Annotated in this window: 21 protein-coding genes; 7 read left to right on the forward strand and 14 right to left on the reverse strand. The window is 72.1% G+C overall.

The genetic code is table 11. From position 1 onward, the window contains the following. A partial coding sequence (locus tag ABD296_RS18460; RefSeq protein WP_344268122.1) for a WS/DGAT domain-containing protein occupies positions 1-729 on the forward strand: 729 nt, incomplete at its 5' end. Between the two features lie 46 nt (positions 730-775). On the opposite strand, the gene hpnH is transcribed toward ABD296_RS18460, so the two are convergent. The 6 genes from hpnH to hpnC form a co-directional block, all read right to left on the reverse strand. Then, entirely contained in the window at positions 776-1,774 is a 999-nt protein-coding gene (gene hpnH / locus ABD296_RS18465) for an adenosyl-hopene transferase HpnH (protein ID WP_344268124.1), read from the reverse strand. 7 nt (positions 1,775-1,781) lie between these two features. Beyond that, on the reverse strand, positions 1,782-3,692 hold the full coding sequence (gene shc / locus ABD296_RS18470) for a squalene--hopene cyclase (protein ID WP_344268126.1): 1,911 nt from the start codon (positions 3,690-3,692) through the stop codon (positions 1,782-1,784). Next, the gene (locus tag ABD296_RS18475) at positions 3,692-4,714 is read right to left on the reverse strand and encodes a polyprenyl synthetase family protein (RefSeq protein ID WP_344268128.1); all 1,023 of its coding nucleotides are present in this window, start codon (positions 4,712-4,714) and stop codon (positions 3,692-3,694) included. Before ABD296_RS18475 ends, shc begins: the two co-directional genes overlap by 1 nt. 62 nt (positions 4,715-4,776) lie before the next feature. Beyond that, a complete protein-coding gene (gene hpnE, locus ABD296_RS18480) occupies positions 4,777-6,096 on the reverse strand; it encodes a hydroxysqualene dehydroxylase HpnE (RefSeq protein WP_344268130.1) in 1,320 nt (439 codons plus the stop codon). Then, complete coding sequence (hpnD, locus tag ABD296_RS18485) at positions 6,093-7,010, reverse strand: presqualene diphosphate synthase HpnD (protein WP_344268132.1); 918 nt, start codon at positions 7,008-7,010, stop codon at positions 6,093-6,095. The genes hpnE and hpnD overlap by 4 nt, the downstream gene beginning before the upstream one ends. Positions 7,011-7,013: 3 nt before the next feature. Further along, positions 7,014-7,874: a squalene synthase HpnC gene (gene hpnC, locus ABD296_RS18490; protein WP_344268134.1), complete on the reverse strand. Its 861-nt coding sequence runs from the start codon at positions 7,872-7,874 to the stop codon at positions 7,014-7,016. 201 nt (positions 7,875-8,075) lie between these two features. Between hpnC and ABD296_RS18495 the strand changes: the two genes are divergently transcribed. After that, entirely contained in the window at positions 8,076-8,624 is a 549-nt protein-coding gene (locus tag ABD296_RS18495) for a hypothetical protein (protein ID WP_344268136.1), read from the forward strand. A gap of 87 nt (positions 8,625-8,711) precedes the next feature. Next, complete coding sequence (locus ABD296_RS18500) at positions 8,712-9,695, forward strand: DUF2804 domain-containing protein (protein WP_344268138.1); 984 nt, start codon at positions 8,712-8,714, stop codon at positions 9,693-9,695. A gap of 33 nt (positions 9,696-9,728) precedes the next feature. Here the strand turns inward: ABD296_RS18500 and ABD296_RS18505 are convergent, their stop codons facing one another. Together ABD296_RS18505 and ABD296_RS18510 are read right to left on the reverse strand one after the other, a co-directional pair. Then, positions 9,729-10,337: an acyl-CoA-like ligand-binding transcription factor gene (locus ABD296_RS18505; protein WP_344268140.1), complete on the reverse strand. Its 609-nt coding sequence runs from the start codon at positions 10,335-10,337 to the stop codon at positions 9,729-9,731. Continuing rightward, positions 10,334-11,914, reverse strand: a complete 1,581-nt coding sequence (locus tag ABD296_RS18510) for an MFS transporter (protein ID WP_344268142.1) — start codon at positions 11,912-11,914, stop codon at positions 10,334-10,336. Before ABD296_RS18510 ends, ABD296_RS18505 begins: the two co-directional genes overlap by 4 nt. Before the next feature lie 838 nt (positions 11,915-12,752). Between ABD296_RS18510 and ABD296_RS18515 the strand changes: the two genes are divergently transcribed. After that, complete coding sequence (locus ABD296_RS18515; protein ID WP_344268144.1) at positions 12,753-13,991, forward strand: HNH endonuclease signature motif containing protein; 1,239 nt, start codon at positions 12,753-12,755, stop codon at positions 13,989-13,991. Positions 13,992-13,997: 6 nt separating this feature from the next. Here the strand turns inward: ABD296_RS18515 and ABD296_RS18520 are convergent, their stop codons facing one another. The 3 genes from ABD296_RS18520 to ABD296_RS18530 are packed head-to-tail and all read right to left on the reverse strand — an operon-like array spanning position 13,998 to position 16,822. Next, entirely contained in the window at positions 13,998-14,795 is a 798-nt protein-coding gene (locus tag ABD296_RS18520; protein ID WP_344268146.1) for an ATP-binding cassette domain-containing protein, read from the reverse strand. Further along, positions 14,785-15,783, reverse strand: a complete 999-nt coding sequence (locus tag ABD296_RS18525) for an ABC transporter permease (protein ID WP_344268148.1) — start codon at positions 15,781-15,783, stop codon at positions 14,785-14,787. The genes ABD296_RS18520 and ABD296_RS18525 overlap by 11 nt, the downstream gene beginning before the upstream one ends. 1 nt (position 15,784) lies before the next feature. Further along, positions 15,785-16,822 (reverse strand): substrate-binding domain-containing protein, encoded by a 1,038-nt coding sequence (locus ABD296_RS18530; protein WP_344268150.1) that lies wholly within the window; start codon positions 16,820-16,822, stop codon positions 15,785-15,787. A gap of 226 nt (positions 16,823-17,048) precedes the next feature. Here ABD296_RS18530 and ABD296_RS18535 point away from each other — a divergent pair, with 226 nt between their 5' ends. Beyond that, positions 17,049-18,179: a serine hydrolase domain-containing protein gene (locus ABD296_RS18535; RefSeq protein WP_344268152.1), complete on the forward strand. Its 1,131-nt coding sequence runs from the start codon at positions 17,049-17,051 to the stop codon at positions 18,177-18,179. Positions 18,180-18,205: 26 nt separating this feature from the next. Here ABD296_RS18535 and ABD296_RS18540 read toward each other — a convergent pair whose 3' ends face one another. Then, positions 18,206-19,399, reverse strand: coding sequence for a family 1 glycosylhydrolase (locus tag ABD296_RS18540; RefSeq protein ID WP_344268154.1), 1,194 nt, complete (start codon positions 19,397-19,399; stop codon positions 18,206-18,208). A gap of 167 nt (positions 19,400-19,566) precedes the next feature. On the opposite strand from ABD296_RS18540, the gene ABD296_RS18545 reads away from it, so the two are divergent. Both ABD296_RS18545 and ABD296_RS18550 read left to right on the forward strand, forming a co-directional pair. After that, on the forward strand, positions 19,567-20,247 hold the full coding sequence (locus ABD296_RS18545) for a TetR/AcrR family transcriptional regulator (RefSeq protein ID WP_344268156.1): 681 nt from the start codon (positions 19,567-19,569) through the stop codon (positions 20,245-20,247). Positions 20,248-20,510: 263 nt separating this feature from the next. Beyond that, complete coding sequence (locus tag ABD296_RS18550) at positions 20,511-23,276, forward strand: aconitate hydratase (protein ID WP_344268158.1); 2,766 nt, start codon at positions 20,511-20,513, stop codon at positions 23,274-23,276. A 49-nt stretch (positions 23,277-23,325) separates the two neighbouring features. Here ABD296_RS18550 and ABD296_RS18555 read toward each other — a convergent pair whose 3' ends face one another. Together ABD296_RS18555 and ABD296_RS18560 are read right to left on the reverse strand one after the other, a co-directional pair. Then, positions 23,326-23,997 (reverse strand): TMEM175 family protein, encoded by a 672-nt coding sequence (locus tag ABD296_RS18555; RefSeq protein ID WP_344268159.1) that lies wholly within the window; start codon positions 23,995-23,997, stop codon positions 23,326-23,328. A gap of 40 nt (positions 23,998-24,037) precedes the next feature. Further along, on the reverse strand, positions 24,038-24,757 hold the full coding sequence (locus tag ABD296_RS18560) for an SDR family oxidoreductase (protein WP_344268161.1): 720 nt from the start codon (positions 24,755-24,757) through the stop codon (positions 24,038-24,040). Between the last annotated feature and the right edge of the window lie 22 nt (positions 24,758-24,779).

Consider the following 24,779-nt stretch of genomic DNA (forward strand, 5'->3'; position numbering starts at 1 on the left):
GCGCTGGCGCAGCTCGCCGAGGACAGGTGGGTCGGCGCGGCGCCGGCCGCGGTGCTGCTCGCCGCCGGGACGGGCGAGCGCCGGTTCGGCACCCTGCGGATCCCGCTGGACGACCCGCGGCGGATCGCCAGGCGGTACGGCGCCCGGGTCTCCGACGTGGTGATGAGCGCGGTCGCCGGCGGCCTCGCGCGGACCGTCCAGCGTCCGGAGCCGGGCGCGCCGCCGCGGGAGTGCCGCGTCGCGGTGCCGCTGATGATGCGGGCGCCCGGCCAGGGGATGGAGGGCAACCACACCACCGCCGTCATGGTCGACCTGCCGATCGGCGCGATGCCGGAGACCGAGCGGCTCGCCGAGATCGCCCGGCGCAGCCGCGTCCTGCGGTCCGGCACCCGCGCGCTGGCGGCGTGGTTCGTGATGCGGCAGGTCGGGCGGCTCATGCCCGCGCCGCTGCACGCCCGGTTCGCGCGGGCCGTCTACGGCGGCCGGTTCCTGCAGGGGATCGTGTCGAGCCTGCCGGCCAGCCGCGAGCAGCTGCTGCTGACGGGCCTCCCGGTGACCGGCGTCTACCCGGTCGTCCCGCTCGCGCCCGGAGCACCGCTCGCTGTCGCCGCGCTCGGCGTCGACAGCGAGCTGTGCTTCGGGATCTGCGCGGACACCGGCCTCGTGGACGACGCCGGCGCGCTGGCCGGCGCCGTCCGCGACGTCGTCCGCGAACTGCGGGACGAGTGATCACACGCCGCTGATCACACGCCGCTGATCACACGCTCCGCAGTGATCACACGCTCCGGACGGCGCGGAGCGACTCCTTCAGCGAGCCCATCGTCGCGAACACGGCGGTGGGCTCGTAGCCGCAGTGCGCCATGCAGTTGGCGCAGCGGTCGTCGCGTCCCCGGCCGTAGGAGTCCCAGTCGGTCTCCTCCAGCAGCTCCTTGTAGGACTCGGCATAGCCGTCCTCCATCAGGTAGCAGGGGCGCTGCCAGCCCTTCAGCGAGTACGACGGGATCGCCCACGCCGTGCACGGGAAGTCGACCTTCCCCTCCAGGAAGTCCAGGAACAGCGGCGAGTGGTTGAACCGCCAGCGCTTGCGGTTGCCGCCCGCGAACGCCTTCTGGAACAGCGCCCGCGTCTCCTGCACGCCCAGGAAGTGGTCCTGGTCGGGCGCCTTCTCGTAGGCGTACGCGGGGGAGATCATCATCTGGTCGACGCGCAGGTCGTCGTTGAGGTAGTCGAGCACGTCGATGACGGTCTGCGGTGTGTCGGTGTTGAACACGGTGGTGTTCGTGGTGATCCGGAACCCGCGCTCCTTGCACATCCGGATCGCCGCGACCGCCTCGTCGAACACGCCCTCCTTGCACACGGACGCGTCGTGCCGCTCACGCAGCCCGTCGACGTGCACCGCCCACGCGAAGTACCGGGACGGCTCGAAGTCGTCGATCTTCTTCGGGATCAGCGCGGCGTTCGTGCACAGGAACACGTACCGCTTCATCCGGACCAGCTCGCGGACCAGCTCGCCGATCTGCGGGTGCATCAGCGGCTCACCGCCCGCGATCGACACCATCGGCGCCCCGCACTCGCGGATCGCGGCGACGGCCTGCTCGACCGGCATGCGCTGCTTGAGGACGCTCGCCGGATGCTGGATCTTCCCGCATCCGGCGCACGCCAGGTTGCAGGCGAACAGCGGCTCCAGCTCGACGATCAGCGGGAACTTCTTCCGCCCCGCCAGCTTGTTCCGCAGGACGTACCCGCCGACGCGCAGGCTCTGGCGCAGTGGCATGGCCATTTTAGGAACCGGTCTCCTTCACGTAGCGGCCCAGCGCCGACAGCGGGAACACCAGGCGGTACAGGTGGTAGTTGATGTAGAAGTCGCCGGGGAACCCGGTGCCGGTGAAGTGGTCCTCGTCCCAGGTCCCGTCCGGGCGCTGGTGCTCGACGAGCCACCGCACGCCCCGCTCCACGGCCGGGCCGCGTTCCCCGGCCGCCAGCAGCGCCAGCAGCGCCCACGCGGTCTGCGACGGGGTGGAGACGCCGTGCCCGATCCATTCCGGGTCGCGGTAGGAGCGCAGGTCCTCGCCCCAGCCGCCGTCGTCGCGCTGGTGGCGCTCCAGCCAGGTGACGGCCCGCCGGATCGCGGGCTTGCCCGGCCGGACGCCCGCCGCGATGAGCGCGGGCACCACGCTGCCCGTCCCGTAGACGTGGTTGGCGCCCCACCGGCCGAACCAGGACCCGTCGTCCTCCTGCGCCTTCAGCAGCCACACGACGGCCCGCTTCACCAGCGCCGAGTCGGCCATGCCGCGGTGGCTGAGCGCCTCCACGACGTGCGCGGTGACGTCGGCGGTCGGCGGGTCGATGACCTCGCCGAAGTCGCAGAACGGCAGCTTGCGGCACAGCGCGCGGGTGTTGTCGGCGTCGAAGGCGCCGAACCCGCCGTCCCTGGAGGCCATCCCGGCCATCCACCGCACGCCGCGCTCGATCGCCGGCTCGGCCTTCGGATGGTCGACGCGGCTCAGCGCGAGGACGGCCTCCGCGGTGTCGTCGGTGTCGGGGTAGTAGTCGTTGTCGAACTCGAAGGCCCACCCGCCCGGCGGCAGGTCGGGGCGGCGCACCGACCAGTCGCCCGGCCCCTGCACCTCCTCGCCGACCACCCACTCGGCCGCCGTCTCCAGGGCCTGGTGGTCCGCGGACAGGCCCGCGTCGACCAGCGCGTTCATCGCCAGGACGGTGTCCCAGACGGGGGACTGGCAGGCCTCCAGCCGGCGTCCCCCCGCGTCCCGGACGGTGAAGCGCTCCAGCCCGTCCAGGCCGCGGCGCACCACCGGGTGGTCCAGGCCGTGGCCGAGCAGGTGCAGCGCGAGCAGCGAGTACACCCACGGCGGCTGGATGCCGCCCCACGACCCGTCCGGCTCCTGCCGCGCGATGATCCACTCGCCGGCGCGGCGCAGCGCCGCCTTCCGCAGCCCGCGCAGCGGCCGCCGCTCGTAGGCGTGCAGCACCCGGTCGAGCGCGCCGAACGCCTCGTCCCAGCCCGGGACCACCCGCCGCCTGCGCCGCACGGCCCGTCCCGACCGCAGCTCCTCCAGCTCGAACGGCAGCGGCCGGACGGGGCGCTTCGCCGCGACCACCGTCAGCGGGACGATCGTCTGCCGCGCCCAGCACGCGAAGTCGTAGACGTTCAGCGGGAACCAGCGCGGCAGGAACACCATCTCCGGCGGCACCACCGGCAGGTCGTCCCACGGCCACTGCCCGAACATCGCCAGCCAGAACCGGGTGAAGACGCGGGTGGCCGGGATGCCGCCCTCGCCGCGGACGAACGCGGCGGCGCGGCGCATGTGCGGCGCGTCGGGCTCGTCGCCCGCCAGCCGCAGCGCCACGTACGCCTCGAGGGTCGTGGACAGGTCCGGCGGCCCGTCGTGGAAGTTGGCCCAGGTGCCGTCCGGCGCCTGCTGCGAGCGGATCCAGCGGGCCGCCTCGCGGGTGTCGGCGTCGGTGCGGATGCCGAGGAACTCGCGCAGCAGCAGGTCCTCGGCGTCCATGGTCACGTTGGTCTGGAGCTCGCCCTTCCACCAGCCCTCCGGCGCCTGGAGCGCGAGCAGGTGGTCGCGGGCGGCCGCCATCGCCTCGGCGGGCGTGCGGGTCGCGGTGGGCCCGGCGGTCGCGGCGGTCCCGGCGGTCCCGGTCGGTTCGGTGGCGGTCATCAGTGGTCCCGGCGGGTGACGAAGTCGGCGATGTGCAGGAACTCGGCGCGCACCGGCTCGGGCAGCCCGGCGGACGCCAGGTGCGCGGTCGCGCCCGCAATGCGCCTGTCGGCCTCGTCCTCCGCCCACGCCCGGCCGCCCGCCGCCTCGACCAGCGCGGCCGCCTCGGCCAGCTCGTCCTCGTCCGGCCCCTCGGGGTCCGGCGGCGCCGCGTACAGCTCGGCGAGCCGCGCGCCCTCCGGCGTGCCGGAGTTCAGCGCGGCCACCACCGGCAGCGACATCTTCCGGGACCGCAGGTCCGACAGCGCCGGCTTGCCGGTCGTGCCCGGGTCGCCCCAGATGCCGAGCAGGTCGTCGACCAGCTGGAACGCCAGGCCGAGGTCGGCCCCGAACGCCTCCAGCGCGGCGGCCAGCGGCTCCGGCGCGCCGTCCAGCACCGCCCCGATCGCGCAGGAGCAGGCCAGCAGCGCGGCGGTCTTGTCCGCCGCCATCGAGGCGCACTCCTCCAGCCCGACCTGCCGGCGGGTCTCGAACTCCAGGTCGAGCGACTGGCCCGCGATCAGCCGCCGCGTCGCGACGGTCAGCGAGCGCGCCGCCCGCGCCGACCCCTGCCCCGGCGCCTCCAGCAGCACCTCCAGCGCGAGGGCGAGCAGCGCGTCGCCCGCCAGGATCGCGGCGGGCTCCCCGAACACCGTCCACGCCGCCGGACGGTGCCGGCGGGTGCGGTCGCCGTCCATGATGTCGTCGTGCAGGAGCGAGAACGCGTGCGTCAGCTCCACCGCGACCGCGCCGGGCAGCGCGCTCTCCGGCGGCGCCCCCGCCGCCCGCGCCGACAGCAGCGCCAGCGCCGGGCGCAGCGCCTTCCCGGCGGGCGCCGTCAGCGGGTGGCCCTCGTCGTCGGCCCAGCCGAGATGGTAGGCCGCGACCCGGTAGGTACGCGGATCGAGCCGGCCCACCGCGGCGCGCAGCGCCCCGTCGACCAGCCCGCGGACATCGGTCATCGAGACCGGTACGGCCGTCATGGATCACACCTCTCCGAATGGTTCGCCTCGGGCTCCCGGGTGAGCCTTGGTGGACGCGGCCGTCACCGGTCCCTCACCCCCTCCAGGTGGCGGCGGACCAGGCGGGCGGCGGTCAGGCCGCTGCGCACCGCGCCCTCCATCGTGTCCGGCCACCCCGTGTCGGTCCACGCGCCCGCCAGGAACAGGCCCCGGGCCCGGGTCGCCGCGCCCGGACGCGGCGACCGGCTGCCCGGCGCCTGCCGGAACGTCGCCCGCCGCTCCCGCGTCACGAACAGCTCCCGGACGTGCGCCCCGCGCGCCCCCGGCAGCAGCCGCGCCAGCTCCGGCACGAACCGCTCGCGCAGCGCGGCGGTGGGCCGGTCGATCCAGCGGTCCGCCGCCGACAGGGAGATCGCCAGGTACTGGCCGTCGCGCAGCCCGCCCACCCCGGTCCGGTCGAAGATCCACTGGACGGGGGAGCCGACCGCCGCGGCGAACGGCTCGTCCAGCACCCGCCGGTCGTAGACGACGTGCACGTTCACGATCGGGCTGGCGTCCAGCTCGTGCCAGCGCAGCGGCCGAGGCAGCGCGTCGGCGGGCAGCAGCCGCGCCGCCGCCTCGTGCGGGACGGCCAGCACCACCGCGTCCGCCGCGATCGGCATCCCGTCCACCACCACCTTCGGGTCGGTGGTCACCGCCTCGACCTTCGCCTTCAGCCGGACCGTCCCGCCCATCTCGGCGATCCGGCGCAGCGCCGGGCCGCCGTGCAGCTCCTCCAGCGGGACCGTCGGGACGCCGATGTCGGCCGCGTCCGGGCGCCCGAACAGCGCCCGCCGGCACACCATCGCCGACAGGCCGAGCGCCGCGTCGTCCACCTCCGCGTTCAGCGCCGCCGTGATGAACAGCCCCCACAGCGCCTCCCGCGCCCACGGCCGCTGCCCGTGCTCGGCCAGCCACCGGCCCGCCGACCGCAGGTCCAGCGCCGGGTCGTCGGGGTCGAGCCGCTGCAGCGCCGCCGACGCGCGCACCGCCCGCAGCCGGTCGGCGACCGGCAGGTGCGAGTACCGCACCAGCGACGGCAGCATGTGCAGCGGGCTCGGCAGCGGCGACCTGCGCAGCCGCGCCGGCCGCGCGCCCGGCCGCAGCACCGGCACGTCGAAGCGGTCCTGCATCTGCACCAGGTGCTCGGCGCCGAGCCGCCGCAGCAGCCCCTGGTAGGCGGTGCAGCACCGCAGGAACACGTGCTGGCCGTTGTCGACGCTCAGCTCGTCGCGCCGGAACGAATGCGTGGCGCCGCCCAGCCACGGACGCGCCTCCAGCAGCGTGACCGCGACCCCCGACTCCTGCAGCGCGATCGCGGTGCTGATGCCGGCGAGCCCGCCGCCCACGACCACGACGCTCACCGCTCCACCCCCGTCAGCGCCCGCGCCGCCACCACGGCCTTCTGCCACGTCGGCAGGGACACCCGCGAGTTCAGCGCCGCCGCCGGGTCCGCCGCGATGCACTCCAGCAGCCGCCGGTAGATCCCCGCCATCGCCGCCGTGCACGCCGCGCTGCGCCGGTCCAGCAGCGGCAGCAGCCGCAGCCCCTCGGCGTACCAGGCGCGGGCCCGCTCGGCCTGGAAGACGACCAGCTTGTGCAGCCGCCACGGCGGGTCGATGAACACCCCCGACTCGTCCAGCTCCAGCGTGCAGCCGAACTGCTCCAGGTCCTCGGCCGGCAGGTACACCCGCCCGGCCGCCCGGTCCTCCCGCAGGTCCCGCAGGATGTTGGTGAGCTGCAGCGCGACGCCGAGCGAGTCCGCGAGCCCCTCGGCGCGCTGCCGGCCGTCCGACCCGAACACCCCGAGCGACAGCCGGCCCACCGAGCCCGCGACCTGCTGGCAGTAGCGCAGCAGGTCGTCGAACGTCTCGTAGCGCGCGCCGCGGACGTCGCTCTCGCAGCCGTCGATCAGCTCGTCGAACGCGGCGAGCGGGATCGGGAAGCGGCCCGCCGCGTCCGCCAGCGCCGTCAGCACCGGATGGCCCTCCAGCGCCCGCACGTCGCTGCGCCGCCGCAGCACCTCCTGGACGGTCAGCAGCCGCCGCCGCGACCGGTCCAGCAGGTCCAGCCGCACGCACGCCGGCTCCGGCCCGTCCCCGATGTCGTCGATGCCGCGCGCGAACGCGTAGATCGCGCTCATCGCGCGGCGCTTCGGCGGCGGCATGAGCCGTATCCCGTAGGAGAAGTTGCGGGCCTCCTCGCGCACCACCCGCTCGCAGTGCCGGTACGCCCCGGCGACCTGGTCGGTGCGCTCACACGCCTCTGAAACCGTCATCGCTCAGCCCCTTCCAAGTGCGCGCGCCCACCCGGCCAGCACGGCGGCCCGGCGGGGGCGCGGCGGATGCGCGAGCACGTCGTAACCGGAGCCGGCCAGCGCCGCCAGCGCCGCCCGCCCGCCGGCGACGTAGCCGCCCACGGCGACCCGGGCCCAGCCGGACAGCCCCTTCATCAGCGCCGCCGCGCCCTCGTCCAGCAGGTCCGCGGCGCGCCCGGCCTCCAGCGCCAGCACCCCGCGCAGCCGCGTCGGCGTCACCGCCCGGGCCAGGTCGCCGTCCTGGCAGCCGAACCGGCGCAGGTCCTCGGCCGGCAGGTACACGCGCCCGTCGCGGTGGTCCTCCGCGACGTCCTGGCAGTGCTCGATGATCTGCAGCGCCGTGCAGACCCGGTCCGACGCCCGCTCCAGCCCGGCGTCGTGGGCGCCGAACACGTGCAGCACGATCCGGCCCACCGGGTCGGCCGACAGCGCGCAGTACTCCACCAGCTGATCGAACGTCTCGTAGCGGTGGACGACCTGGTCCTGCCGGTTGGCCTCGACCAGCCGCCGGAACGGCTCGGCCGGGATCCGGTGCGCGTGCACCGTGCCGGCCAGCCGGCGCAGCTGCGGCAGCTTCGGCGTCCCGCCCTTGTAGACCCGGTCCAGGTCGTCGTCGACCAGGTCGAGCAGGTCCGCGCGCTGCCCGCGCGGCGCCTCGTCCCCGATGTCGTCGACGAGGCGCGCGTAACCGTAGACGGCCCGCAGGTCGTCGCGGTGCCGCGCGGGCAGCAGCCGGGCCGCGACGGGAAAGTTCTCCCGCGCCGCCAGCGCGTCCAGCATGCGATCGTGGTCGAACGCGCTCCAGGGTGAATCGGTGATCACCATTGTGAGATTCGCCGGTCCGGCACTAAAGAAACTCTGGCCAAGGTATGGACTTATTGAAGCGCCGCGTGTCCCGGGCTGAACCGTTCCAGAGTCCCTGGCGTCTGGGCCATTGAACAGCCCATCATTCGCGTAAAGCCCCTTCAGAGAGGAAGTCCGGACATGCGGGGAACCGGCATGCGGTGGGGGATGATGGTCGGGCTCATGGCGATGACGGCGGCGGGGGCCGCCGGCTGCGGAGGATCCGGGGGGACCCCGCACGCCGCCGCGAAGACCGCGCGGCGGACGAAGCCGGCGCCGGTCAAGCCTGCCCCTGGCAGGCTCACGTTCGACCTGGTCAGGGGCATCGGCGGTACCGCTTTCGCCGGGGATCGCGCGTGCGGTTACGGCGAATGGAACAACGGCACCTTCGCGATCGGCAAGCCGTACTCGCAGCAGACGAGCTTCTACCGCGAGTACAGCTGCTATGAGAAGAAGGGCGAGGTGTTCCCGAACGCGGCGGGACAGATGTCCTACGCCGAGTTCGGCACGCCGGCCCAGGCGACCGCCTATGGAAACTACACAAAGACGAACATTTCGGCCGTCGCGGTTCTCGTATCGGAGAACACGGCGGTCACCATGAACATCGGCTATCTCACCGTGAACAAGATGACGCTGCTGAAGCAGGTCCAGGACACGTGCGGCGGATGCGGTACCGTCATCGCCGGCCCGCACGCCTCCGATCCCGTCCCGGGGCACGTCGACAAGTCCTGAGGGGACTCGGGGCGGTTCCGGTCGGTTCCGGTCCTTTGGGGGCGGGCTGTGCGGGGGGCGGGGGGACCGGATCGTTAGGGTCGGGGGATGGCGAGCCGCGAGCGCGAGATCACCGAGCCCGTCGACCTCTGCCAGCCCAGCGGGCGCCTCGACCCGGCGGCGGTCGGCTGGACGCGGCGGCCCCTGCACCGCGCGAACCTGCGCGGCTGGGGCCGCGCCAAGCGCTGGGAGTACTGGGGCGTCGTCACGCCCCGGCACATCATCGGGCTCGTCGCGTCGTCACTGGACTACGCGGGCGTGCACGGCATCTACGTGCTCGACCGCGAGACCGGCGAGGAGATCACCCGGGACGCCGTCGTCCCGTTCGCGCGCGGCGCCGCGTTCCCCGACCGCAGCGGCGAGGGCGAGGCCGCCGTGCGGGGCGGGGGAGTGGCGATCGGCATCCGGCAGCGCCCGGACGGCACCTCGCTGCGCGCCGCCGCGCGCGACGTCCGGATCGAGCTGGAGATCCCGCTGCCGGACGGCCACGAGTCGCTCGGCGCGGTGATCCCGTGGAGCGAGACCCGGTTCCAGTACACGGTGAAGGACGTGGGGCGGCCCGTGCACGGGCGGCTGATCCTCCCGTCCGGCGAGCACGCCGTCGGCGGGGACGGCTCGTTCGCCGTCCTCGACCACGGGCGCGGCAAGTGGCCGTACCGGATGACGTGGAACTGGGCGGCGGCGGCCGGGCCCGGCCTGGCGCTGCAACTCGGAGGCAAGTGGACGGCCGGCACCGGCATGACGGAGAACGGCGTCTTCGTCGACGGCCGGCTGCACAAGATCGGCGAAGAGCTGGAGTGGACCTACGACCGGTCCGGCTGGACCCGGCCCTGGGCGATCACCGGCGAGCGCGTCGAGGTGGAGTTCCGGCCGTTCCACGAGAAGGCCTCCCGGGTCGAGCTCGGTGTCGTCGGCACCGAGACGCACCAGTGCTTCGGGCACTTCGGCGGGCGCGTCCGCGCGGACGACGGCGATTGGATCGAGTTCGACGGGCTCACCGGATGGGCCGAGGAGTCCCGGCAGCGGTGGTGAGCGTCGTCGATGTCGCGCCGGTGTCGCGTTTTGTCAGAGGCGTAGGCCTTCGAAGAGGATGCCCAGGTGGTGGTCGTACAGGGCTATCAGGTCCTCGGTGCCGCCGCCGTCCACCCAGTGCCGCATCACCGTCATCGAGACCGCGATGAGCGCCGCCGCCGCGCACCTGACCTCCAGGTCCGCGGCGTCGCGGCCGGTCCGCTCGGCGATCGCCGCCGCCACCGCGTCCTGGTTGCGCAGCTGCTCGTCCATCGCGCGCGCCCGGATGCCGGGGTCGGTGAAGGTGAGCCGGATCCGGGTGAACAGCTCCTCGCGGTCGGCCTCCAGCACCTGGCCGAACGACTCGGTCATCGAGCGCCGGACGGCCTGCACGACCGGCTCGTCCGCCGGCCGTGCCGCGAGCGCATCGGCGAGCGCCCCGTCGTACTCGTCCGAGAGGATCACGTCCTCCTTCGCCGGGAAGTAGCGGAAGAACGTGCTGGGGGAGACCTCGGCCGCCTCGGCGATCTGGTCGACGGTCGTCGCCTCGTAGCCCCGCTCGGCGAACAGCCGGTACGCGGCCTGGCGGATCGCCACCCGGGTCTTCGCCTTCTTGCGCTCGCGCAGCCCGCACGTCTTGGCCGGGGTCTCCCTGGTGCTCATGCCGGCAATTCTCCCGCGTGTGCGGGAGTCTCCGGTTGCGCGGTGGCGGTGGCGGTGGCGGTGCGGGCTGGCTGTTCGGTCTTCGAGCGGCCGGGCAGGAAGGCGAGGGCGAGACCGGCGGCGAGGACGGCCGCTGCCGCGCAGACCAGCAGGGTCAGGTCCATCCCGTGGACGAACGCGCCGTGCGCCGAGGCGAGCAGCGCCTGGTCGTGGAACCGCTCCGCCACCGCGTTTGCGCCGGTCACCGAGCCGCGCGCCGCGTCCGCCGCCGCGTCCGGGAGGCCCGGCAAGGACAGCCGCGCGAGGTACCCGGCGTTGAGGACGCTGCCGAGCGCCGCGACGCCCAGCACCCCGCCGAGCTGCTGGATCGTCTCCAGCAGGCTCGTCCCGGTGCCGGGACCGTCCTCCGGAAGCGACCCGATCACCATGCTCGTCGCCGGGACGACCGCCAGCCCGAACCCGAGGCCCGCCATCGAGAGCCATACGGCGGCCAGGGCGTAGCCGTCACCGGGGCCCGTGGTGGCGCCGAGGAGGGCGCCACCGGCCAGCAGCAGCAGTCCCGCCGGGATCACGACGCGGGCACCGAGCCGCGGGACGAGCGGTTCCGCCAGCGTCGCCGCCGCCATCAGCCCGCCGATCAGCGGCAGCAGCCGCAGCCCGCTGCCGAACGCGTCGTTGCCCAGCACGGCCTGCAGGTACTGCGGGACGACGAACAGCAGGCCCATCACCGCGAAGTTGACGAAGACGGTGATCACCGAACCCCAGCGGAACGTCCCGTCCGCGAACAGGCCGAGATCGACCAGCGGCGCGGGCGTCCGCCGCTGCCGTCGCACGAACAGCACGAGCAGGACCGCGCCGGCGGCGAGCGGCGCCAGCACCGACGGGCTGCTCCAGCCGTGACCGGGCACCTGGATGGTCCCGTAGACGAGCACGGTGATGCCGAGCGTGCCGAGCAGGGTGCCGAGGTAGTCGAACGGCTTGGCGTTCCCGGCGCGCGGGTTGTCCGCAGGGAGCAGCCGCATGCACGCGACCACGGCGAGCACCGTCACGGGGACGTTGAACAGGAACACCGAACCCCACCAGAAGTGGTCCAGCAGCCATCCGCCGACGAGGGGACCGATCGGCATCCCGACCGCCGTCGCCGCCGTCCACACGCCGATCGCGCGCGGCAGTTCGTCCTTGCCGAACACGCGCGGCAGGATCGCCATCGACAGCGGGGTGATCATCGCCGCGCCGAGGCCGAGGACCGCGCGTGCCGCGATCACCTGCCCGGCCGTTCCCGCCAGCGCCCCGGCCGCCGACGCCAGCCCGAACAGCGCGATCCCGCCCATCAGCAGCCGCCGGTGGCCGAACCGGTCGCCCAGCAGCCCTGCGGGGAGCATCCCGACGGACAGCGCCAGCAGGTAGCCGCCGCCGATCCATTGCAGCTGCGCGCTGGTCGCACCCAGCTCGTCCGACAGCGTGGGCAGCGCGACGTTGATGATCGTCCCGTCCAGGCCCACGATCAGCACGCTCAGCGTGAGCGCCGCCAGCGCCCACCACCTGCGGGCGGAGCGGTCCGGTTCCCGGCTCGTCATGATGGCGTCTCCTTGAAAGTGACAGTGGACTCGCAAGTGATAGTGCACTGTCAGTTTTCGCCCGTCAAGGGGGCGCGTCCGCCGGAACGGGCGTCGCCAGAGGAGCAGCGCGGCCTCGGGCATCTCTGCGCGTCCGGCCAGGGAGGTGCGTGCGACCTGGTGAAGGCCGAACGGCTGTTCCGCCTGGCCGCGGTGGCGGGCGACCCCGACGGCGACGGCGTTCACGATGCCGTTCAGTTGGCGAAGACAGTGACGGACGACGAGATCAGCGAGGCGGCGCGGCTGGTCCTCTCACTCGTCGAGTATTCGGCGAAGGGTGGTGGGGCGTCCATGAAGATTGGTTGGTTGAAGCTCTTGGTTGCGTGCGAATCTGGGCGACGTTCGCCCCGGCTCCGTTCTTGGTGCGCCTTTTTTCTATCGGGTAAGTGTGGTTGCGGTGGTCGGGTGGCTGAGGTGGCCACTGCGGGTTGGCGCGTTTGTTTCTGCTGGTTGGTGGTTGCTGTGCCGGGGTTGCGGTGGTCGGCTTCGGGTTGGTGTTCAGGCTGCGGGTTTCTGCGTGGTCTGCTTAGTGCACGCGCAGCGCTTCGCGCTGCGCGTAAAAGCGGTCGACTAGGACGGTGGGTGATCCTTTTCCTGGCTGGAATTATCTCCAAGAATGTTGTGGCATTAATGCGTCTTGTCTGGATTGTCTGTCGCCTTGTGTTGGGGTGGGCATTATAATTTGAGGGAGCGTTGCGAGTGGGGGTGAGTTGCTTTGGGGTTGCCTGTCGAGGTTGCCGAAATTGTGGGTGAGACGCGTGAGTGGGAGGGGCGGAGGTGGTTTCCTCCGGGGTCGCAATTGGCCGTTTGCCTCTCGGGCGGTAAAGAGCGGCTGGCGGATCTGACCGACGGGGAGTTGTTGGAGGTCGCCGCTGCCGCGCGGCGTCAGACGTCGTGGGCGCAGGCGCGTGAGCTGGCCGCGATCGCCGAGTTGGCGGGACGGCGTGCCGATGGTGCTTCCGAGGACGATCCACGGGTTCTGTCGGCGCACGAATCGGTCACCGACGAAGTGGCGGCGGCGCTGGCCGTCACCGGCAATGCCGCCGCCACACTCGTTCACCTGGCCGAGCGGCTCGCGGACGAGCTGCCCGGCACCCGGCAAGCGCTGGAGGCCGGGCGCATCGATCTCGCAAAGGCCCGGGTCATCTGCGATGTCACCGAGAACCTTTTCGGGGATGTCGTCGGACGACTCGAAGCCGTGGCCCTGGAGAAGGCGTCCGGTCAGACGTCGGGGCAGTTGCGTCGTCGTGTCACGCGGATGGCCCGTCGGCTTGCTCCCGATGCCGTTGAGGAGCGCAAGCGTGACGCGGTGCGGGGGCGGCGGCTGGAGGTGTGGGAGAACCCGTCCGGGACGGCGAATCTGGCGCTCTGCGACCTTCCGCCGGAAGAGGTCCACGCCATCTACAACAAGCTCAGCGCGGCGGCGCGCGGCCTCAAGGCGGATGGGGACCCGAGGCCTCTCGGTGTCCTGCGCGTCGATCTGGCCAAGCGGCTTCTCGGTGGCGCCGAGTTCCCCGATTCCGTCCGGGCCCTGCTCGCCGAGGCCGTTGAGGAGCCCCCGGAACCGCAACCGGCCGACGACGTGGCGGTTCCCGCGTTGGCGGCCATGGTCGAGCGGCGGCTTGCCGAGGTGCGTGCCCGCGTATCGCTGGACGCGCTGCCCGCCGCCGTCCGGCAGACGGCGCGACGGATCCACGACGACCTCGCGGAACGGCGGGACGCGGTCTGCCGGGGCGGCGAGGAGGCGCACGGACGGCCCGGTTACCGGCCCTCGACGGCTCTGCGGCGTGAAATCGAGGCCCGGCACGCCACGTGTGTGTTCCCGAGCTGCAATCGGCCTTCGCGCAGGTGCGACCTCGACCACACGATCCCGTGGCGGCCTGGATCGACCTGCCGGTGCAACCTCGCGCCGCTCTGCCGGAGGCATCACCGGCTCAAGCAGAGCCCGGGCTGGACGCTCCACCAGATCTGGCCCGGGCTCCTCGTCTGGACGACCCCCGCCGGCGCCTGGTACATCGTCCGCCCCGACCGGACCTGAATTGCCTCAGCGTTCTTCGTCGCGGAGGTCCCGTTGCATTTGTGCGATCTCGGCTCCGCCCGCCATGTGCCGGATGAGTTCGTCCAAGGAGGTCTGACCGGCGTCCGCGTCCATCGTGACCTCGCCGCGCTTGAGGACGACGAAGCGATCGCCGACCGCCCACGCGTGCTGCGCGTTGTGCGTGATGAGGACGACGCCGACTCCCTGTTTCTTGGCCCGTACCGCGTACCGCAGCACCGTTTCGGCCTGCCGGACGCCGAGCGCCGACGTCGGCTCGTCCAGGAGAAGGACCCGTGCTCCGAAGTACACGGCCCGCGCGACGGCGACGGACTGCCGTTCGCCGCCCGACAGCGTGGAGACGGGACGTTCCGGATCGGCCAGGCGGATGCCGATGGATTCGAGTTGCTCCTGCGTGACCTTTCGCGCCGTTCGCTTGTCGAACCGCGCGAACGGGCCCCGGCCGCGCACCGGCTCGCGTCCCATGAAGAAGTTCCGGTAGACGGGGAGGACGGGCACCATCGCGAGGTCCTGGAAAACGGTCGCGATGCCTTTCGCGAGCGCGTCCTTCGGGCTGGAGAACGTCACCGGGGAACCGTCGACGGCGAGCGTTCCCTTGTCGGGCGGCACGACGCCCGACAGGAGTTTGATCAGCGACGACTTCCCCGCGCCGTTGTCGCCGAGCAGGCAGGTGGTCTCCCCGGCCGTGACGCTGAGGTCCACCGAGCTCAGCGCCCGGACGGTCCCGTAGGACTTGCTGACGCCCCGCGCCTCGAAGACGGGGCCGTTCGCCCGTTCATCGGTCATCGCGCAACCGCCTCATCGTGAACTCCCGGGCCGTGTTGTTGGCCAGAACGGCGACCAGCAGGAGGGCGCCGAGCAGCGCCTGGAACCAGTTCGTGTCGATCTCGGTGAAGTAGAAGCCCTGGTAGACGAGGCCGAAGAACAACGCTCCGAAGATGGTTCCGATCGGCGTGCCGAGACCGCCGAACAGGAACGTCCCGCCGATGACGGCCGCGACGATCACCTCGAACTGCAGGTTGCTCCCATCGGCAACGTTCGCGGTGTTGGAGCTGAGCGCCGCGAGCACCCCGGACAGCCCGGCGCCCAGCGCCGTCAGGACGAACATCAGCACCTTCACCCGGGCGATCGGGATGCCGGCGCGCTGCGCGGAGTCGCGGGCGCCGCCCGTCACGGAGATCCAGTTGCCGAACCGGGTGCCGATCAGCAGCCATGCGGCGAGGACGCTGAGCGCGATCCACCACACGGCCGAGACCGGTACCCATGCGCCGAGGTCCCCGGCGAACAGCCGCAGCAGCGGGTCTCCGTGCAGCGCGTCGGTCACGCCCGCGATGGTCGTCCCACCGAGGTCGCTGTTCGCGATGGCGGCGGCCGCCCCGGCGATGATGAACATGGACGCCAGCGTCACCAGGAACGAGGGGATCGACGTCCGGACGGCCAGGATCCCGTTGACCAGGCCGATGAGCGCGCATCCGCCGAGCGTCAGCAGGAGCGCCGCCCACAGCGGCCACCCGTGGACGACGGGGTAGCCGAACATGATCTCGGCGGCGCCCACCATCGAGCCGACCGACAGGTCGAACTCGCCCGACACCATCAGCAGCGTCATCGGGGCGGCGACGACGCCGATGGTCGCCGAGACCTGGAAGACGTTGCGGATGCCGAGCGCGGAGAGGAACCCCGCGTCCCCGCCCGCGACCGCGAAGATCGCGAAGACGACGACCGTGCTCGCGACGGCGGTCAGCTCGGGGCGCAGCAGCGCCCGCTGGAGCGTCATGCTAGTGAATCCCTTCCGCCGCGGCCTTGAGATAGCCCGCCAGGTTCTTCTGGGTGACCACGACGGGCCCCGTGGCCATCACGGGATCGACGGGCTTGAGCCCGTGGCGGACGTACTGGTCGCAGACGAGCGCGGCCCAGTAGCCCTGCAGGTACTGCTGCTGGTCGAGCGCGAACGCCAGGTTCCCCGCCTTGACGGCCCCGAGGATCTGCGCGTTGGTGTCGATGGTCGCCCACGTCATCGCGGCCGCACGCGACCCGGTGGCGGTACGCGCCGCGAGCTGCGCTGGGGCGAACACGACGCCCGTGGTGAAGACGGCGTCGATCGAGGGGTCCCGCGCGAGCTTCGCCTCGATGGCCCCGGCGATCGAGGCGGTGGTGCCCGCCGCCTCCTTGAGCGACATGTAAAGCCAGGTGGTCTGGCCGGTGTATCCGGTCTTGAACCCGGCGTTGCGCTGGTCGGTGAGCGGCAGCGACCCCGGCGTCAGGGAGACCACCAGCGGGTGCTTGACGCCGAGCCTGGTGAGCTCCTGGCCGCCCGTCCGGCCCTGCAGCGTCTCGTCCGACCCGATGTAGGTCAGCGCGCCGTACTTCTCGGCCTGCTGGTAGCCGGCGTTGGCGAACACCACGGGAATGCCCGCCGCCTGGGCCTTCCGCACCTCCGGCCCCTGCGCGGACGGGGTGTCGAAGGTGGTGATGAGGCAGTCGGGCTTCTCCGCGACCGCGTTCTGGAGCAGCCGCTTCTCCTGCGCGGGGTCGCTCGCCCTGGTGTTGGCCGGGGCGCCCTGGAAGACGGTGTCGTCGCCGAGCCGCTTCCCCGCGTCCTTGTAGCCCTTGACGATCGGGGCGTCGAACGGCGTCGGCTGGGGCACGTCCCGCACGTAGATGATCTTCAGGCTGCGGCCGTCCGCCGGTTTTCCGCCGCTCTCGGACGATCCGCAGCCCGTCGCCAGCGCGGCCAGTGCCGTCGCGGCGACGGCGCAGGCCGTCCAGCGTGGTCTCAGCCGTCGGTTCGGCCGTGGGGTGAGGGATTGCTGCACTGTCGTTCCCCTTCTCCGGAGTTCGACGAATGGGGTGGTCCGCCTCGGGTCGGGCGCTGTCGCGCAGCTCACGAGGGGTGTGGTGTCCGACTATCTGCCCAGGCAGGCGGCGGCGTCAAGAGATTCTTGTCAGGGTTGAAAAGTTTTTTGGGCCGTGCGATCGTGCCGGTATGCACTGGTGTGAAGGCTCGGGACGGTGCGGCTCCGGCCGTACGGACGTGGTCGCGTGAGCGCCGGGGCACGTGGTCATGTCGCGCCCGGTTACGAGGCGGTGCTGGACGCGTTCGCGGCGATGGCCGGGGCCGATCCGACCTACTGCGCCCAGTTCGCCGCCTACCGGGGCGGGACGGCGGTCGTCGACCTGACGTGCGGGACGTGGGCGGACGACGCGCTGCTGCCCGTCTTCTCCTGCGGGAAAGGGGCCATCGGCGTCACGGTCGCGCACCTCGTCGAGCGCGGACGGCTCGACCTGGACGCCCGCGTCGCCGACCACTGGCCCGAGTTCGCCGCCGCCGGCAAGCGGGACGTCGCCGTCCGGCAGCTGCTCTCCCACCAGGCCGGCCTGCCGACCGTGGACGGCGGTTACAGCGCCGCCGAACTGCTCGCCCACGACGGGCTGGCCGAGCGCCTGGCCGCGCAGCGGCCGTTCTGGCGTCCGGGTGCCGCCTTCGCCTACCACGGCGTGACGATCGGGACGCTCGCGGACGAGCTGGTCCGCCGCGTCACGGGAAGGACGCTGGCGGAGGTCTTCCGCGACGACATCGCCGCGCCCCGGGGCATCGACGTCCATCTCGGCGTGCCCGCGGCGCTCGACGCGCGGGTGGTGCCGGTCGACCTTCCGAACGACGAGGAACTGGAGGCGGGCATGGCGTCCGTCCCGGTGAGCGCGCCCGACTCGCTCGGCGCCATGGTCGCACCGGCCGATTCCGGGCCGGTGTGGACGTGGGTCAACGGCGAGGAGCCGCGGCGCGTGGGCCCGCCCGCGCTCGGCGGGCTGGCGACCGCGCGGGGCCTCGCCCGGATGTACGCGGCGCTCGGCCATGAGGCGGGTGGCCCGCGCATCGCGGGCGACGACGTCATCGCGCAGGTCTCCCAACTCCAGGTGGCGGGGGACGACCTGCTCTCGGGTCTCCCGTTCCGGTACGGGATCGTCTTCCAGCGTCCGGTGGAGCCCCGTCTCGCCTACGGCAGTTTCCAGGCGTTCGGTCATGACGGGCTCGGAGGGGCGGCGGGCGTCTGCGACCCGTTCTACGGTCTGGCCTTCGGATACACGGTGAAGCGCATTCCGCTTCCGCCTCGCTGCGACGCGCGGGCGCTCCGGCTCATGCGGGCCGTGCGGGCGGCGCTCACCGGCTGATTCCGATCGGCGAGCGCCTCCTGCGGCTAGCCGATTGCTTCGGCCTTGAGGATCGCGGCGCTGGGGCGCACGGCCCGGTCCTTGCCGATGAGGCCGAAGGACACCTCGTGGCCGCGCATCCATTCGTAGTTGTCGACTCCCGTCCAGTGGAAGAAGCCCCGGACGTCGACGCCTTCCGAAATGGCGGTGTTCACGACGGTGAGGCCGTCGCGCAGGTATCGCGCACGCAGGTCGTCGTCGCTGGTTCCGACGCCGTACTCGGCGACCAGCAGGGGCGTTCCTTCCAGGTCGTCGCGCAGCTTGGACAGGACGCGGCGAAGGCCGTCGGCCGAGACCGCGTAGCCCATGTCCGAGAGGGGAGCACCGGACGGGTAGGGGACGATCTCCCCTTCGCGGATCCCGGTGGTCCGGTAGTAGGAGAACCCGATCAGGTCGAAGACGTTCGCGAGGTGGGGGACATCGATCGCCGGTCGGTCCCGGATTCGCAGGACGCCGTCGCGGACGAGGCCGATCCACGAGGACCAGTGGTCGGCCAGATGGTTCCCGACCCTTACCGCCGTCTTCGGCGAGTCGTCGAGCGCGACCGGGACGGAGAGTCCGTAGATCGATGCCACCGGCTTTCCGGTGGCGCGCAGGGCGAGGGCGGCCTCGGCGGTGGCGAGGTGGATTCCCTCGGAGACCCGGTTGAACGCGTCGGCGTCCTTTCGCGCGGGGGGAAAGGGGCCGCCGCCGTAGGTGATCCGCGGATAGTAGTTCGGTTCGTTGACGGGCTGCCATCCCCTGGCCAGGTCGCCGAAGGACTCCGCGACGAAGTCGACATGCCGCAGCCAGTACCTGCGCCAGTTGTCCTCGTCGGCGAAGCCGCCGAGCCGCGCGAACCACCGGGGGAGCGTGAAGTGGTGCAGGCACAGCCACGGGGTGATGCCCGCTTCGGCGGCCGCGGTGATGATCTCGCGGTAGCGCGCGACGGCGGCGCGATCGTGCCGTCCTTCCTCGGGTTCGAGCCTCGCCCAGTCGACCGACATCCGGTGGTGGCGCAGCCCGAGGCCGGCGTAGAGGGCGAAGTCGGCGGCGAAGGAGGCGGTGAACCCGTTCCCGTCGCCGGAGAGCGGCGCGCGTCCCGCCCGCTCCCACTCCCACCAGTCCGAGGCGGGCGCGGCTCCCTCCGCCTGGGTCGCCGAAGCCGCCGTTCCCCACATGAAGTTCTCAGGCCAACGCATGCAGGCACGATGGCACGCCGCCGAAAATTTTTCAAGGCTGTCAAAAACTGTCTCCACCTGCCCTGATGGCCGCGCTGCGGTAGGCCCGGAGCGGTCCGGTCCCGCAGTGGAGGGCGATACCGTACAGTCTTGTCAAGAAATCGCGTCGAGGGAGCGGAGGGCCGTCGGTGACGGACAAGGCGCCGGAGCGGTCGGCCGACGGGACGGTTCCGGCTCCGCAACGGAAGGCCGCCCCCGCGGACGGCGCGAAACGCCAGCCGCGCGGCGAGTCCCGCCGCCAGGCGATCCTCGACGCCGCCATCGAGGCGCTCGCCCGCAAGGGGCAGCGCGGCCTGCGGCTCACCGAGCTGGCGGACAGCCTCGGGATCAAGCACTCGAACCTGATCTACTACTTCGGCAGCAAGGACCGCCTTCTCGGTGAGGCGGTGGAGGAGCGCGAGCGGCGCGAGAACTGGTTCTACGAGGCGCACACGATGGTGAGCCTCGCGGAACTTCCCGAGGCCGCCGAGCTCATCATGGAGAACGCGCTCTTCACCCGGTTGTACGTCGTGCTCGCCGCGGAGAGCCTCGACCCCGACGACAGCCTCCACGAGTTCTTCACCCGCCGCTATCACCGGGCCCGGCAGCGGATCACGAACGCCGTCGAGTCCGACAAGAAGCTCGGGAAGATCAGGCCGGACGTGGACGCCGAGCAGGTGGCCTACGAGGTGATCTCCATGATGATGGGCCTGGAGATCCAGTGGCTGATGGATCCCGCCCACGTGGACTACCTGCGGATCATGCGCACCTACACCGAGGGCCTCTTCGAGAGGTTCGGGCCGGCGCCCGGGGCGGCGCCCCGGGAGTAGGGTGGCAAGTAGCTCGATGTCGAGATAAATTGGATGTATCTTGACATCAAGAAAAATCCTGCGGAAGTTAGGCGGACCCGGTTCCCGGCCAGGGGCCTGACTAGGGCAGGATCAAGGTAGACGAGCACACCCGCCTCGTCGCGCGCCGCGCCGCCCGACCCGCGCCGGCCGCGGGGGCGGGCGCACATTGAAGATCACGATGAGCGTGCGCCGCGCGGTCATGTCCCGGACCGGACGCGCGGCGTGTGACGGAGGAGGAGTCCGTGTCCGCGAACAGCTTCGGCAGCCTGAGCAGGCTTCAGGTGGGCGGCAAGTCGTACGACATCTACCGGCTGGACGCGGTCGAGGGCTCGGCCCGCCTCCCGTACAGCCTGAAGGTGCTGCTGGAGAACCTGCTGCGCACCGAGGACGGTGCGAACGTCACCGCCGAGCACATCCGCGCGCTGGCCCAGTGGGACGCCAAGGCCCAGCCCAGCAAGGAGATCCAGTTCACCCCGGCCCGGGTGATCATGCAGGACTTCACCGGCGTGCCGTGCGTGGTGGACCTGGCGACGATGCGCGAGGCCGTGCGGGACCTGGGCGGCGACCCGACGAAGATCAACCCGCTGGCGCCGGCCGAGATGGTCATCGACCACTCGGTCATCGTCGAGTACTTCGGCTCGCCGCAGGCGTTCGAGCGCAACGTGCAGGTCGAGTACGAGCGCAACAAGGAGCGCTACCAGTTCCTGCGCTGGGGGCAGACGGCGTTCGACGAGTTCAAGGTCGTCCCGCCGGGGACGGGCATCGTGCACCAGGTGAACATCGAGCACCTGGCGCGCGTGGTGTTCGACCGCAACGGGGTCGCCTACCCGGACACCTGCGTCGGCACCGACTCGCACACGACGATGGAGAACGGCATCGGCGTGCTCGGCTGGGGCGTCGGCGGCATCGAGGCGGAGGCCGCGATGCTCGGCCAGCCGATCTCCATGCTGATCCCGCGGGTGGTCGGCTTCAAGCTGACCGGTGAGCTGCCCGCCGGCACCACCGCGACCGACCTGGTGCTCACCATCACCGAGATGCTGCGCGAGCACGGCGTGGTCGGCAAGTTCGTGGAGTTCTACGGCGAGGGCGTGCACGCGCTGCCGCTGGCCAACCGCGCCACGATCGGCAACATGAGCCCCGAGTTCGGCTCCACCTGCGCGATCTTCCCGATCGACGACGAGACGCTGAAGTACCTGCGGCTCACCGGCCGCAGCGAGGAGCAGGTCGCGCTCGTCGAGTCGTACGCCAAGGAGCAGGGCATGTGGCTCGACCCGTCGGTCGAGCCGGACTTCTCCGAGTACCTCGAGCTGGACCTCGGCACGGTCGTCCCGTCGCTGGCCGGCCCGAAGCGCCCGCAGGACCGCATCTCGCTGTCGGCCGCCAAGCAGACCTGGCGCCGCGACGTGCAGAACTACGTCAAGAGCGTGCAGGGCCCGACGGACGAGGCGTCCGACGAGTCCTTCCCGGCCTCCGACTCCCCGGCCATCGGCCACGGCGGCAACGGCGACAAGCCGCGCCACCTGGAGGAGAACGGCTCGGGCCGGCCGCACAACCGGGTGCCGGTCACGCTGGACGACGGCACGGGCTTCGAGCTCGACCACGGCCACGTCGCCGTCGCCGCCATCACGTCCTGCACCAACACCTCGAACCCGTACGTGATGATCGCCGCGGCGCTGCTGGCCAAGAACGCCGTCGAGCGGGGCCTGACCCGCAAGCCGTGGGTGAAGACCTCGCTGGCGCCGGGCTCCCAGGTCGTCACCGACTACTACGAGCGCGCCGGCCTCACCCCGTACCTCGACAAGATCGGCTTCAACCTGGTCGGGTACGGCTGCACCACGTGCATCGGCAACACCGGCCCGCTGCAGCCGGAGATCTCCAAGGCCGTCAACGACAACGACCTGGCGGTCACCGCGGTGCTGTCCGGCAACCGCAACTTCGAGGGCCGCATCAGCCCCGACGTGAAGATGAACTACCTGGCGTCCCCGCCGCTGGTCATCGCCTACGCGCTGGCCGGGACGATGGACATCGACATCCTCAACGACCCGATCGCCGAGGGCACCGACGGCCCGGTGTACCTGCGCGACCTGTGGCCCTCCGCCGAGGAGGTCGCCGAGATCGTCGAGTCGTCCATCGGCAAGGAGATGTTCACCAAGGACTACGCCGACGTCTTCAAGGGCGACGAGCGCTGGCGCGGCCTGGACATCCCGACCGGCGACCTGTTCGAGTGGGACACGGCGTCCACCTACGTCCGCAAGGCGCCCTACTTCGACGGGATGGGCGCCGAGCCGGAGCCGGTCTCCGACATCCACGGCGCGCGGGTGCTCGCCAAGCTCGGCGACTCGGTCACCACCGACCACATCTCGCCCGCCGGGTCCATCAAGGTCGGCACGCCCGCCGCGCAGTACCTGCAGGACAACGGCGTCGCGGTGAAGGACTTCAACTCCTACGGCTCGCGCCGCGGCAACCACGAGGTGATGATCCGCGGCACGTTCGCCAACATCCGGCTGCGCAACCAGCTGCTGGACGACGTGGAGGGCGGCTACACCCGCGACTTCACCCAGGACGGCGCGCCGCAGTCGTTCATCTACGACGCCGCGCAGAACTACGCCGCGCAGGGCACCCCGCTCGTGGTCATCGCGGGCACGGAGTACGGCTCCGGCTCGTCCCGCGACTGGGCCGCCAAGGGCACCGCGCTGCTCGGCGTCCGCGCCGTCATCGCCCGGTCGTACGAGCGCATCCACCGCTCGAACCTGATCGGCCTCGGCGTCCTCCCGCTGCAGTTCAAGGAGGGCGACTCGGCGGAGTCCCTCGGCCTGACCGGCACCGAGACGTTCGACATCACCGGCGTCACGGCCCTCAACGAGGGCGGCATCCCCGACGAGGTGACGGTGAAGGCGGACGGCCGGGAGTTCAAGGCCGACGTCCGCATCGACACCCCCGGTGAGGCGGACTACTACCGCAACGGCGGCATCCTCCAGTACGTCCTGCGGAACCTCATCCGCAAGTAAGGACCGCTGAGAAACGGGCCGTCTCCCCGCAGGGGAGGCGGCCCGTTCTCTATTCGGCGAGGACGCGGGTGCGGGTGGCGGGGGCGCGCCGGCCCACGACGAAGTACACGACGAGGGCCGCGCTGAGGGCGAGGGAGCCCTCCGGGGTGAGCGGGGCGATCAGCGCGGCGGCGGCGTAGCCGACGGGGCCGAGCAGCGAGTTGCGGCGGGCCCGGGACGCCCCCTCGCGGGCGGCCGGCAGCATCAGCTGCGGCCGGCGGCACAGATGGTGCCAGAACAGCGTGAACCAGGCGGACGCCGCCGCCATCGAGACCGAGTAGAACACCGCGGCGGCGGACGCGTCGCCGCCGCGCAGATGGCCGCCGAGGGTGGCGGTCGGCAGCGGCAGGAAGCTGATCGTCGCGAGCATGCCGAGGTTGAGCAGCAGCATCCCGCGGTCCACCGTCCGCACCTGGTGGAACAGGTTGTGGTGGTGGATCCACGCGATGCCGATGACCAGGAACGTCACCGCGTAGGCGGCCAGCGCCGGCCACTCGTGCCGCAGCGCGTGCCAGACGCGCTCGTCGGCGGCCGGCGCCTTGACCTCCAGGATCAGCAGGGTCGCGGCGATCGCGAAGACGCCGTCGCTGAAGGCGCGCAGCCGGTCCGGGGTGACGGGCTGCCCCGCCGCCCCGTCCGGCCCTTCGGGTTCGCCGGCCTCGTCCGGCCCGTCGTCGGCCACGTCGTCCTCCGGGGGTGATCGGAAGCGACAGCGTAGACCGTCACCTGCCGGTCGGCAGGCTGAGCCCCCCGTTGCACTCGATCACCTGGCCGGTGACGAAGCCGTTGGCCGCGGTGAGTAGGACGGCCTGCGCGACGTCCTCGGGACGCCCCACGCGGCCGACCGGGAGCGCGGCGGCGTGCTCGGCGAACATCGCGTCCCGCTGCTCGGCGGGCATCGCGTCCCACCACGGCGTCTCGATGACGCCGGGGGAGACGGCGTTGATCCGCCGCGGCGCCAGCTCGGTCGCCAGCGGCCGCACCATCGCCTCCAGGGCGCCGTTGATCGCGGCGAGCCCGGAGGTTCCGGGCAGCGCGGCGCGGGCCGACGAGGCGGTGATGAAGGTGACCGAGCCGTCCTCGGCCAGCCGGGGCAGCGCGGCCTGGACGATCCGCAGGTGCAGCCAGAACTTCGCCTCGAAGCCGTGGCGCAGGTCGGCCAGGTCCAGGGTGGCGAACGGGCCGGCGCCGGAGCCCCCGCTCAGCGCCAGGACCAGGTGGTCGTAGCGGGTGTCCTCGGCGAAGAACGCGGTCACCTCGTCCTGCGAGGAGGCGTCGACGCGGCGGGCGGTGAGCCCGCCGGCGGCGGCCTTGGCGAGCCGCTCCTCGTCCCGGCCGGTGATCACGACGTCGGCGCCCTGCGCGGCGAACAGCGCGGCGGTGGCCGCGCCGATGCCCGAGGTGCCGCCGAACACGAGCGTGCGCTTTCCGGTGAGCGACATGGCCGGCTCCTTTTAGTTGTCG

The organism is Actinomadura napierensis (assembly GCF_039529375.1).
GTDB classification, from domain to species: domain Bacteria; phylum Actinomycetota; class Actinomycetes; order Streptosporangiales; family Streptosporangiaceae; genus Spirillospora; species Spirillospora napierensis.

Excerpts from the sequence above, each read along its gene's own strand:
- hpnH (WP_344268124.1), bottom strand. The coding sequence starts at position 1,774 with ATGCCACTGCGCCAGAGCCTGCGCGTCGGCGGGTACGTCCTGCGGAAC.
- shc (WP_344268126.1), bottom strand. The coding sequence starts at position 3,692 with ATGACCGCCACCGAACCGACCGGGACCGCCGGGACCGCCGCGACCGCC.
- ABD296_RS18475 (WP_344268128.1), bottom strand. The coding sequence starts at position 4,714 with ATGACGGCCGTACCGGTCTCGATGACCGATGTCCGCGGGCTGGTCGAC.
- hpnD (WP_344268132.1), bottom strand. The coding sequence starts at position 7,010 with ATGACGGTTTCAGAGGCGTGTGAGCGCACCGACCAGGTCGCCGGGGCG.
- hpnC (WP_344268134.1), bottom strand. The coding sequence starts at position 7,874 with ATGGTGATCACCGATTCACCCTGGAGCGCGTTCGACCACGATCGCATG.
- ABD296_RS18495 (WP_344268136.1), top strand. The coding sequence starts at position 8,076 with ATGGCGATGACGGCGGCGGGGGCCGCCGGCTGCGGAGGATCCGGGGGG.
- ABD296_RS18500 (WP_344268138.1), top strand. The coding sequence starts at position 8,712 with ATGGCGAGCCGCGAGCGCGAGATCACCGAGCCCGTCGACCTCTGCCAG.
- ABD296_RS18505 (WP_344268140.1), bottom strand. The coding sequence starts at position 10,337 with ATGAGCACCAGGGAGACCCCGGCCAAGACGTGCGGGCTGCGCGAGCGC.
- ABD296_RS18510 (WP_344268142.1), bottom strand. The coding sequence starts at position 11,914 with ATGACGAGCCGGGAACCGGACCGCTCCGCCCGCAGGTGGTGGGCGCTG.
- ABD296_RS18520 (WP_344268146.1), bottom strand. The coding sequence starts at position 14,795 with ATGACCGATGAACGGGCGAACGGCCCCGTCTTCGAGGCGCGGGGCGTC.
- ABD296_RS18525 (WP_344268148.1), bottom strand. The coding sequence starts at position 15,783 with ATGACGCTCCAGCGGGCGCTGCTGCGCCCCGAGCTGACCGCCGTCGCG.
- ABD296_RS18540 (WP_344268154.1), bottom strand. The coding sequence starts at position 19,399 with ATGCGTTGGCCTGAGAACTTCATGTGGGGAACGGCGGCTTCGGCGACC.
- ABD296_RS18560 (WP_344268161.1), bottom strand. The coding sequence starts at position 24,757 with ATGTCGCTCACCGGAAAGCGCACGCTCGTGTTCGGCGGCACCTCGGGC.